The organism is Cellulophaga geojensis KL-A, assembly GCF_000568425.1.
In the GTDB taxonomy this organism is placed as follows: Bacteria; Bacteroidota; Bacteroidia; order Flavobacteriales; family Flavobacteriaceae; genus Cellulophaga; species Cellulophaga lytica.
Genome location: NZ_ARZX01000006.1, coordinates 146,781 through 158,804, shown reverse-complemented (window position 1 = coordinate 158,804; position 12,024 = coordinate 146,781). Strand labels below are relative to the sequence as shown.

Sequence of the window (12,024 nt, the reverse complement as noted above, 5' to 3'; positions counted from 1 at the left end):
TATTTTTGTATTGATTTGGCTCGTCGTTTTGGGCTTCAAACTTACGCATATTTTTTATTTTAAAATACGCATTAGAATAAATTTAACCTAAATGAATAAAACATTTAATAATTATATATTAAAATTTAACAGCTTTTCATCAATTAGACTATTGCTGCTTACTTTTTTACTTTCATCTTTTAGCATTAATTACAATTCTACTACAGCACAAGATAAATTTGTAGTTGTTTTAGACGCTGGTCACGGTGGTCATGACCCAGGAAACTTGGGAAATGGTTACTTAGAAAAAAATATAGCATTAAATATTGTTTTAAAGGCAGGGGAGTTATTATCTCAAAACCCAAACATTAAAGTAATATACACCAGAAAGGACGATACCTTTGTAGATTTGTTTGAGCGCGGAGAAATAGCCAATAAAGCAAATGCAGACTTGTTTGTTTCTGTACATTGTGATTCTCACACATCAGATGCTCACGGTGCGGGTACTTTTGTTTTAGGGTTACACGCTAATAAGCAAAATTTTGAAATTGCTAAAAAAGAGAACTCTGTTATTTATTTAGAAGACAATTACCAGGCTAAATACTCTGAGTATAATATAGATTCTCCAGAGTCTGTAATTGGTTTAACTATAATGCAAGAAGAGTTTTTAGACCAAAGTATTGCTTTGGCAAAATTGTTGCAAGATAAGTTTTCTAACAAATTAAAAAGAACAGACCGTAAGGTTAAACAAGCTGGGTTTATAGTGTTACACCAAACCTTTATGCCTAGCGTTTTAATTGAAACAGGTTTTTTAACCAATAAAAATGAAGGTGCTTATTTAAATTCTAGATCCGGGCAATTAGAAATGGGAACTGCAATAGCAGAGGCTGTTGTTGGTTATATGGATCAGTTGGTGGCTAATGCTTTGGCAGCTACTGGTAATACGCCAGAGCCAAAAGTAACCAAAGAGGTTGTACCAACTACTGTTAAAAAAGAAGTAGAAGAAGTTATAGAAAAAGATGTAGTAGTTACTAAAAAGCCAGCTATTAAGGAACCTGTAATAGTAAAAAAAGCACAAGAAGAAGCTAAAACAACCTTAGCAACAACAAAAAAAAGTACTATAGAATTTAGAGTGCAGCTTTTTGCAAGCGGAAAATCTATACCTTTAAAACCAGATAATTTTAAAGGACTTAATGCGTTAACAAAAGAACCAGTTAATAGTTTATTTCGTTATATGACAGGTAACGCTAAAACGTATTATGATGCTAAATTAATAAAGAGTAATGCAGATATAAAAGGATACACATCTTCTTACATAGTTGCCTATAAAGATGGCAAGCGTATTAATGTAGAGGATGCTATTAAACAATTAAAAGAATAATTCTAATTAAATTTAGAGTAAAACATATTTCTATTGAAACTATCTAGAGAATTAAAAACAGGAATAATTGTTATTGGCGGAATATTGCTATTTATATTAGGTTTTAGCTACCTAAAAGCAACGCCGTTGTTTGATAATAGTAAAACATTTTATGCAGTTTATGATGATGTTGGAGGTCTGCAACCAGGTACGCAGGTTTCTATAAACGGATTTTCTGTAGGTAAGGTAAATGACATTAGGTTTAAAGATAAAACAGGAAAGTTAATGGTAACTTTTACTGTAGATAGTGATTTTCAGTTTTCTAAAAATAGTATAGCAGAATTGTATGATACTGGTATTATTGGAGGAAAAGGAATTCAGATAATACCTGTTTTTGATAACGCAAAAATGGCAGAGTCTGGTGATACTTTGGTGACTAAAACAAAACCAGGGTTAACAGATCTTGTACAACAAAACCTGGCACCATTGCAAACAAAGGTAGAAGGAGCTATTTCTAATGCAGATTCACTTTTAATAAATGTAAATGATGTTTTAGATGCTAAAACAAAAAAGGATTTACAAAGTAGTATAGCTGGTTTAAATGATTTAATAAAGAGTTTTAAAGTAACTACAAACTCTTTAAATAGTTTAATGGCCAATAACAAAGAAGATTTAGAAGGCTCTTTGGCTAATATCAAAAAAATAACAGATGATTTTGCTAAAATATCTACCTCATTGTCTGAAGCAGAGCTAGATAAAAGCATTGCAGGATTGCAAAAAACGGTTGCCAACTTAGATAATTTGCTAACTAAAATAGATAAAGGTGAGGGTTCATTAGGAAAATTAATGAACAATGAAGAACTTTACAACAATCTGGCAGGCGCATCTAAAGAGTTAGATTTACTATTACAAGATTTTAGATTAAACCCTAAACGTTATGTAAATGTTTCTGTTTTTGGTAAAAAACAAAAAGAATATACATTACCAGAAAATGACCCTGCAGATACTTTAAAAAACTAAATAACTAACTATTATATATGGATTACCTTCCCAACATTATTTTCTTACTGGTATTAGTTGCTGGTATAGGATTTTTTGCTAAAAACGTAAAAGCACTTTCTCGTAATATTAAATTAGGGAAAGATGTAGATGTAAGTGATAACAAACCACAACGCTGGAAAAATATGGCACGTATTGCATTAGGACAAACCAAAATGGTTGTGCGTCCTGTTGCAGGTATTTTACACATTGTTGTATACGTTGGTTTTATAATTATTAATATAGAAGTGCTAGAAATTATTTTAGACGGATTGCTTGGTACACACCGTATTTTTGCGCCATTAGGTGTTGTTTATGATGTGTTAATTGGTTCTTTTGAAATTTTAGCGTTTTTAGTAATTGTTTCGGTTGTTATCTTTTGGGTAAGAAGAAATGTTATAAAAATTCAACGTTTTTTAAAGCCAGAAATGAAAGGTTGGCCTAAAAAAGATGGTAACCTTATATTGTATATAGAGTTTGTTTTAATGACGCTTTTTTTAACAATGAATGCAGCAGATTTTCAATTACAAACTATAGATGCACTACACTATGTTAAAGCAGGGTCATTTCCTGTTAGTCAGTTTATAGCTCCAATTTTTAGCGGTATGTCAGAGGCTAGTCTAATAGTTGTAGAGCGTTCTGCATGGTGGTTGCATATTATTGGTATATTACTTTTCTTAAATTACCTTTATTATTCTAAGCACTTACATATTTTATTAGCTTTCCCTAATACATACTACGGAAAAGTAAAGCCAAAAGGACAATTAGATAACCTTGAAGCAGTAACAGCAGAGGTTAAAATGATGATGGATCCAGATGCAGACCCATTTGCAGCACCTGCAGAAGGAGCAGATGAGGCTGCTGAACCAGATAAATTTGGTGCATCAGATGTTACAGATTTAAACTGGGTACAGTTGTTAAATTCATATACGTGTACAGAATGTGGTAGATGTACTAGTGAGTGTCCTGCAAACCAAACAGGTAAATTATTATCACCAAGAAAGATAATGATGGATACCAGAGATAGGCTTCAGGAAGTAGGTAATAATATAGACAAAAATAAAGGCGAGTTTGTAGCAGATGGCAAACAATTGTTGGGAGATTATATTACAGAAGAAGAGCTATGGGCGTGTACATCATGTAATGCTTGTACAGAGGCTTGTCCTGTTAGTATAGACCCATTATCTATAATTATGGATATGCGTCGTTACTTGGTAATGGAGCAGTCTGCAGCACCATCAGACTTAAATAATATGATGGGGAATATAGAAAACAACGGAGCGCCTTGGCCATTTAATCAAATGGATAGGTTAAACTGGAAAAACGAATCTTAAATAGAAATCCAAAATATTTATGAGTAACGAATTAAAAGTGCCAACAATGGCAGAGTTATTTGCCGAGGGTAAACAACCAGAAGTTTTATTTTGGGTTGGATGTGCAGGAAGTTTTGACGATAGAGCAAAAAAAATTACCAAAGCATTTGTAAAAATTTTAAATAAAGCAAACGTTAGTTTTGCTGTTTTAGGAACAGAAGAAAGCTGTACAGGAGATCCAGCAAAAAGAGCAGGAAATGAATTTTTATTTCAAATGCAAGCATTTACCAATATAGAGGTAATGAATGCTTATGAAGTTAAAAAAGTAGTTACAGCTTGTCCGCACTGTTTTAATACTATAAAAAATGAATACCCAGGGTTGGGTGGTAACTATGAAGTAGTTCACCATACGCAGTTTTTAAAAGATTTATTGGCTGAAGGTAGAATTACTATGGAAGGCGGACAGTATAAAGGAAAACGTATTACTTTTCATGACCCTTGTTATTTAGGTAGAGCAAATGGTGTTTATGAAGCACCAAGAGACCTAATACGTAAGCTTGATGCTGAACTTGTAGAAATGAAAAACTGCAAGAAAAAAGGATTGTGTTGTGGTGCTGGTGGAGCGCAAATGTTTAAGGAACCAGAAAATGGTAACAAAGACGTTAATGTAGAGCGTACAGAGCAGGCTTTGGGTACAAAACCAGAAATTATTGCCGCTGGGTGTCCTTTTTGTAATACAATGATGACGGATGGTGTTAAGAGTAAAGAAAAAGAAGGAGAAGTAGAAGTTTTGGATATTGCAGAACTTATTGCTAATGCAGAAGATTTGTAAAATAATCTTTTAGGTAGATTGGAAGTTTTTTAAATAATTAACGTCTATTTACTTTTAATAAAATAATTATGCTAGTAGATTTTAAAGATTTGCCAGATACATCTCGTATTTGGATATACCAGGCCAATAGGTCTTTAACTCCAGAAGAGTTAGCTGAGATAAAAGAGGGTTTAGATGCTTTTATAGTAGATTGGACTGCTCACGGTAGTAACCTAACTGCAGGTTATGAAATAAAATACAAACGTTTTATAGTGTTAGGTTTAGACCAAACCAATGCTTCGGCAACAGGTTGTTCTATAGATGCTTCAGTACGTTTTATTCAAAGTTTAGAGCAAAAATATAATATAGATTTGTTAGATAAGATGAACGTGTCTTACAAACAAGGAGAATTTGTAGCTTACAAAACTTTGGTAGACTTTAAAAAGATGGCTAAAAATAAATCGGTCTCTAAAAAAACTATTGTATTTAATAACCTTGTAGCTAATAAGCACGAGTATTTAAACCACTGGGAAGTTCCAGCAGAAGAAAGTTGGCACAGTAGGTTTATGTAATATAAAGTTCCCCAAATCTTTTATACTTACTAAGTAAAGTTCTTAACCTACAGATTTACTTAAAAACAAACCTGTTTTACATTCGTTTATGCGGTTATTAGTTTCATTTTCTTTATTTTTTTTTAGTTTTTTAGTAGTTAATGCTCAAGAGTTAGATTCTTTGGTTACTACATTAGATCCCTTATTAACAAAGGATTCTATTTTACAAAAAAAATGGGTAGATGCGCAGTACAATGCAATGACTTTAGATGAAAAAGTAGGGCAGTTGTTTATGGTTAGTGTTGCATCAAACCAAAATAAACAGCAAACAGATAAAATAAAAGAGCTTATAGTTAAAGAAAATATTGGCGGTGTCATTTTTTCTAAAGGCGGACCTGTACGGCAGGCTAAATTGACTAATAGTTATCAAAAAGCAGCAAAAATACCTTTATTAATAGGTATGGATGCAGAGTGGGGTTTGGCAATGCGTTTAGACTCTACTTATGCATTTCCTTGGAATATGACTCTTGGTGCCATTAAAAACAATGCAGTAGTAGAAAAAGTAGCAGCGCAAATTGGTAAGCACTCTAAACGTATGGGTGTGCACATTAATTTTGCTCCTGATATTGATATAAATACAAACCCATTAAATCCAATTATAGGAAATAGATCTTTTGGAGAAGATAAGAGAAATGTTGCAAAAAAGGGAATAGCCTTTGTAAACGGGTTTGAAAAAGCAGGTATATTGTCTAGCGGTAAGCACTTTCCTGGACACGGAGATACAGCAACAGATTCTCATAAAACATTACCAGTAATCAATTTTAGTAAAGAAAGGTTAGATAGTATAGAGCTTTATCCGTTTAAAGAACTCATAAATCACGGAAAATTAAGTAGTGTAATGGTAGCGCACCTAAATATTCCAAGTTTAGAAACTAGACCAAATTACCCTTCTTCATTATCAGAAAATATAGTAACTAATTTATTGCAAAAAACACTACAGTATAAAGGGTTAGTTTTTACAGATGCCTTAAATATGAAAGGTGTTGCTGACCATACAGATCCTGGAGACGCAGATTTAACAGCTTTTATGGCTGGTAATGACATTTTATTAATGCCCTTAGATGTAGCAAAAGGAAAAGAAAAAATAATTGAAGCCTACAATTATGGGGTTATAACTGAAAAGCGTTTAGCACATTCAGTAAAAAAAATATTAAAAGCAAAGTATAAAGCAGATTTACATAACCACAAGTTGGTAAGTCTTAAGAATTTGTATGAAGATTTAAATACATTAAGTAATGACTTGGTGTATGAAGAGGCAATAGAAGAGGCTATTACAGTTGTTAAAAATAAGTTAGATCTTTTACCAGTTGTTAAATTAGAAAACAAAAAAATAGCTTATTTAAGTTTAGGAGATGCTTCTGGCGAAGATTTTTTACAGGAGCTTAAAAAATACACTACAGTAACAGAAGTAAAGGAAGATAATCTTCAAATTTTACTTCAAAAGTTGCAGCAGTACAACCTTATAATTATTGGGCATCATAAAAGTAATGGTAGTCCTTGGAAATCGTATCAATTTTCAACTAAAGATGCCGAAATTGTAAAAGCAGTTTCAGCATTAAGAACATCAAATTCTATTTTAGTAAATTTTGCTAAACCCTATACACTTTTAAACACAGATTTGTCTACAATTGACGCTGTTGTTTTGGGGTATCAAAACAGTGCTATAGCGCAGCAAAAAACAGCACAAATGCTTTTTGGAGCTATAGGAGCAAAAGGTAGCTTACCAGTTTCTATAAGTAATACTTATCCGGTAGGGACAGGAGTAAAATTTGAATCATTAAAAAGGTTAGGGTATGATTATCCTGAGCGTGTAGGCTTAAGTACATATGGTTTACAAAGAATAGATACACTGGTATCTGCAGGTATAGACTCTTTAATGTTTCCTGGAGCACAGGTTTTAGTAGCTCGTAAAGGAAAAGTAGTTTACCATAAAAGTTTTGGAAAACCTACATACGAGTCTAATGAAAAAATAACAAATAATTATATATATGACCTTGCCTCTGTAACCAAAATTTTAGGAACACTACCTATGATTATGAAAATGGAAGAAGAGAATAAAATAGCGTTAAATAATACGTTTAAAGATCTAATTCCGGAATATGCAGATACAGAGTTAAAAGATGTTACGGTACTAAAAGCTTTGTCTCACTACGGTAGGCTACCAGCTTGGATTGCTTTTTATGTAAGTACTTTAGACGATCATAGAAAACCCTCTAGAGAATTTTATAGCAGTAAAAAGTCAGATGACTATCCGTACAAAGTTTTTGATCATTTATATTTAACAAAAGCTTATAAAGATTCAATTTACAATAGAATTGGTAGGCAAGATCTAAAATCTAATAGGTATAGATATAGTGACGTAGGCTACTATGTTTTTAAAAAATATATAGAAGATACTTATAATGATGATTTAGACAAGTTGGTAGATAATTTTTTGTACCAACCAATAGGAGCAAACCGTACAGCATACAACCCTTTAGAGAAGTTTTCTAAAGATATGATAGTGCCATCAGAAAAAGATAATTATTACCGTTACGCAACCGTACAAGGATATGTACATGATATGGGAGCAGCTATGCAAGGTGGAGTAGGAGGTCATGCAGGTTTGTTTAGTAACGCTAATGATGTGGCTAAAATTATGCAAATGTACTTGCAAGGTGGTTATTATGGTGGTAAACGGTACTTTAACGAACGAACAATAAAGAAGTTTAATACATGTTACTTTTGTGATGAGGATGTCCGTAGAGGTGTAGGCTTTGATAAGCCACAGTTAAAAGGATCTGGTTCTACTTGTGGCTGTGTTTCCAGAAAAAGTTTTGGACATAGTGGTTTTACAGGTACTTATACATGGGCAGATCCAGAAGAAGAAATAGTGTATGTATTTTTATCAAACAGAACTTATCCTACCCAAAACAACAATCTTTTAGTTAAATCTGGGTTAAGAACCAGAATTCAGCAGATAATTTACGACGCTATACTAAATTAAAATATTAATTTTGCTAGAATGAAAATAGCTATAGTTTGTTACCCAACCTTTGGGGGAAGTGGTGTAGTTGCCACTGAGTTAGGAATTGCCCTTGCAAATAGAGGTCATGAAATACATTTTGTAACTTATAGACAGCCAGTTAGGCTAGAGTTGTTAAACGAACGTATACATTTTCATGAAGTAAATGTACCAGAATATCCATTATTTAAATACCAACCTTACGAGCTTGCTTTGTCTAGTAAGTTGGTAGATACGGTTAAGTTCTTTGGAATAGAAATGTTGCATGTACATTATGCTATTCCGCACGCATATGCAGGCTATATGGCTAAAAAAATGTTAGAGGAGGAAGGTATTTATATACCAATGGTAACTACATTACACGGTACAGACATTACCTTGGTAGGTAAGCATCCGTTTTACAAACCAGCAGTAACATTTAGTATAAATAAGTCAGAAGTTGTTACTTCAGTTTCAGAAAATTTAAAACAGAGTACATTAGATCTTTTTCATATTAAAAAAGAAATAAATGTAGTACCTAATTTTATAGATAAGAGCAATTATAATGCAGATTATACAGATTGTCAACGTTCTTTAATGGCTAATGATGATGAGCGCATTATAACTCATATTAGTAATTTTAGAAAAGTTAAGAGAATACCAGACGTAGTTCAAATATTTAAAAAAATTGTAGATGTAACAGCAGCCAAATTAATTATGGTAGGTGAGGGGCCAGAAAAGGCTAAGGCAGAACAATTGGCAGAAGATTTAGGAATAAAAGATAAGGTGGTATTTTTAGGTAATAGTAATGAAGTAGATCGTATTTTATGTTTTACAGATTTGTTTTTATTGCCCTCAGAAACAGAAAGTTTTGGATTAGCAGCTTTAGAAGCAATGATGCATAGAGTGCCTGTTATATCTAGTAATACTGGAGGTATACCAGAAGTTAATGTAGATGGTGTTACTGGGTATATGAGCAATGTTGGAGACGTAGATAGTATGGCTTTTAATGCACTTAAAATTTTAAAGGATGATGAAACTTTAAATACCTTTAAAGACAATGCAGAAAAAGAAGCTCATAAGTTTGATATAGTTAATATTCTTCCGCTTTATGAAAACATCTACCAAGAAGCCTTTAAAAAGTACTACAAAAATACACATCAATAAGTTTTGTTAAAAGCTGTTTTACATCGATGAAAGCTACTGTTTACACGATTTTATTGTGCGTAGTTTAGTAACAGAATAACTTCATAATCTTATTTGGGAAAATTAGATTATGAAAAAGATTAAGGTTAGTTTATTTGTTATTTTATTACACACTGTAGGCGCTATTTGGGCTCAAGATTTACAACTTACAGCAAAAGATAGCATAGTTAAAAATTCTTGGATGTTTGGTCTAGGATATAATTTTGTAGATGATTCAGGAGATGTTTTTGATGAATTATTAGATTTAGATAAGCAATGGAATGCAGTAGCTTTTCCTTCTAGGATTAGTATTGGAAAATATTTTAATAGTGGAATTGGTGTTGAAGCTATAGGAAGTTATAATAAATATAAAGTAGGTAAAACAGTAGACGGGGCAGTAAACCTAGAGGAGACAGATTATTTTGCTATTGATAGTAGAGTAAGTTACGATTTAAATAAAATTATAGGAGAAACCGCTTGGTTTGACCCTTACATTGGTGTAGGTTTAGGCTACACAGATGCAAACAACAAAGGAAGAGGTACTTATAACGGAGTTGTAGGTTTTAGAACTTGGATTACAGAACGTATTGGTTTAGACTTTAACTCTTCTGGTAAGTGGGCAATGGATAAAGGTGATGGGGTAACAAATCATTTGCAACATGCAGTTGGTGTTGTATATCAATTTAAAGCAGAAAAAGGTCTTTCTAAAAAAGGGTTAGAAAAACAAGCTCAGATAGAAGAAATTTTAAAAGAACAGCAACGTGTTGCAGATTCTACAGCAGCAGCTAAAAAGCAAGAAGAAGAGGCTAGGTTACTTGCAGAGCGACTTAAAAAGGAGCAAGAAGCATTACGTTTAGCAGAATTAGAAAAAGAGAAAGCTGCAGCAGAAAAACAAAGAAGAGAAGATTTACAAGCAAAAATTAATAGTTTTGGAAGTGTAATTTTTGCTTTAAATAGCTCTTATTTAAATACTGATTCTAAAAATATATTAGCAGCTATAGCAGAGTTACTAATTGAGAATCCAACTGTAACGGTTAAACTTGGTGCTTATACAGATTCTAGAGGTACAGACAAATACAATTTGTGGTTATCTCAACGTAGAATGCAAAGATCTTTAGATTTCTTGGAGTCTAAAGGCGTGTCATCAGAAAAAGTAAACGCCACTGCATTTGGCGAAGAAGAACTTTTAAATAATTGTGAGGATGGTGTTTATTGCACAGAACAAGAACATAAAATAAACCGTAGAATAGAAATTACAGTAGATAAAATATAGTAACCTAAACCAACATTTAAATGCTTTTTAATTCCATTGATTTTGCTATTTTTTTGCCAATAGTGTTTTTCCTGTATTGGGTTGTAGTAAATAAAAACTTACAACTACAAAACTTTTTGTTATTAGTAGCAAGTTACGTGTTTTATGGTTGGTGGGATTGGCGATTTTTATCCTTAATAGCATTTAGTACCTTGGTAGATTATTCTTTAGGTGTTTTATTAGGTAAAGAAGAAAAGGAAAGTAAACGTAAAGTTTATTTATGGACTAGTATTATTGTTAATTTAGGTTTCTTAGGTTTTTTCAAATATTATAATTTTTTTGTAGAAAGTTTTGTAGATGCATTTACTTTTTTTGGACAAGAAATAGAGATAGGTACTTTAAATATAATATTGCCAGTTGGTATTAGTTTTTATACTTTCCAGACGTTGAGTTATACAATAGATGTATACAAACGTAATTTAGAACCAACCAAAAAGTTTATAGCTTTTGCTGCTTTTGTTAGCTTTTTTCCGCAATTAGTTGCTGGTCCAATAGAAAGAGCTTCTAATTTATTACCTCAAATACTCAAAAAAAGAAGCTTTAATTATTGCGAAGCTAAAGATGGGTTACGCTTAATGTTATGGGGTTTGTTTAAGAAAGTGGTAATAGCAGATTCTTTATCTCCCATAGTAAATGATATTTTTTCTAATTATAGTACCTTATCTTCTCCGGTATTAATTATGGGAGCTATTTTCTTTGCTTTTCAGATTTACGGAGACTTTAGTGGGTATTCAGACATAGCTATAGGTACGGCTAAATTATTTGGTATAGAGCTAATGTCAAACTTTAAATTCCCTTACTTCTCTAAGAACATAGGAGAGTTTTGGAGACGCTGGCATATTTCTTTGTCTACGTGGTTTAGAGATTATCTTTATATTCCGTTAGGAGGCTCTAGAGGCTCTAAAATGGTTGGAATAAGAAATGTATTTGCTATTTTCTTGGTTAGTGGATTTTGGCACGGAGCAAATTGGACATTTATTTTCTGGGGACTTTTTCACGCATTATTATTTTTACCTAGTTTTTTAATAGGAACCAATAGAAAATATGCAGAAGTTAAAAACACCCGTTTAAATGTGTTGGCAATGATATCTAATGTATACAGAACATTGCTAACTTTTATATTAGTTACAATTGGATGGGTCTTTTTTAGAAGTGAAACTATTACAGACTCTTTTATTTATTTAAAACGAATTGGATCAAGTTTTTCGGGAATACCATACATACATCCTAATGGATATAGATTAGTAGATTATATAGTGCTACTTGTATTTTTTATAGTTTATGAATACATTATAAGAAATAATGAGAGAAAGCCAATTGGCTTTAAAAATAGATATGTTCGTTTGTTTGTTTATGTACTATTGGTGTTTTTAATGTTGTTGTTTTATGACGATGGCGTAGATAGATCATTTATTTATTTTCAATTTTAGAA

Annotated in this window: 9 protein-coding genes; all 9 read left to right on the top strand. The window is 32.2% G+C overall.

Annotated features, from left to right (window positions below; translation table 11 throughout):
• Positions 1-91 precede the first annotated feature (91 nt).
• The gene (locus KLA_RS06995; RefSeq protein WP_013622162.1) at positions 92-1,360 is read left to right on the top strand and encodes an N-acetylmuramoyl-L-alanine amidase; all 1,269 of its coding nucleotides are present in this window, start codon (positions 92-94) and stop codon (positions 1,358-1,360) included.
• Between the two features lie 33 nt (positions 1,361-1,393).
• Complete coding sequence (locus KLA_RS06990) at positions 1,394-2,359, top strand: MlaD family protein (RefSeq protein ID WP_034644695.1); 966 nt, start codon at positions 1,394-1,396, stop codon at positions 2,357-2,359.
• Positions 2,360-2,376: 17 nt separating this feature from the next.
• Positions 2,377-3,711, top strand: a complete 1,335-nt coding sequence (locus KLA_RS06985; RefSeq protein WP_034644694.1) for a (Fe-S)-binding protein — start codon at positions 2,377-2,379, stop codon at positions 3,709-3,711.
• Between the two features lie 19 nt (positions 3,712-3,730).
• Positions 3,731-4,522 (top strand): (Fe-S)-binding protein, encoded by a 792-nt coding sequence (locus KLA_RS06980; protein WP_034644692.1) that lies wholly within the window; start codon positions 3,731-3,733, stop codon positions 4,520-4,522.
• Between the two features lie 68 nt (positions 4,523-4,590).
• A complete protein-coding gene (locus KLA_RS06975; RefSeq protein WP_013622166.1) occupies positions 4,591-5,073 on the top strand; it encodes a hypothetical protein in 483 nt (160 codons plus the stop codon).
• A gap of 88 nt (positions 5,074-5,161) precedes the next feature.
• Complete coding sequence (locus KLA_RS06970) at positions 5,162-8,098, top strand: glycoside hydrolase family 3 N-terminal domain-containing protein (protein ID WP_034644690.1); 2,937 nt, start codon at positions 5,162-5,164, stop codon at positions 8,096-8,098.
• An 18-nt stretch (positions 8,099-8,116) separates the two neighbouring features.
• A complete protein-coding gene (gene bshA / locus KLA_RS06965) occupies positions 8,117-9,262 on the top strand; it encodes an N-acetyl-alpha-D-glucosaminyl L-malate synthase BshA (RefSeq protein ID WP_013622168.1) in 1,146 nt (381 codons plus the stop codon).
• A gap of 109 nt (positions 9,263-9,371) precedes the next feature.
• Positions 9,372-10,553, top strand: a complete 1,182-nt coding sequence (locus tag KLA_RS06960) for an OmpA family protein (RefSeq protein WP_034644688.1) — start codon at positions 9,372-9,374, stop codon at positions 10,551-10,553.
• A gap of 20 nt (positions 10,554-10,573) precedes the next feature.
• Positions 10,574-12,022, top strand: coding sequence for an MBOAT family O-acyltransferase (locus tag KLA_RS06955; RefSeq protein WP_034644687.1), 1,449 nt, complete (start codon positions 10,574-10,576; stop codon positions 12,020-12,022).
• Positions 12,023-12,024 lie beyond the last annotated feature (2 nt).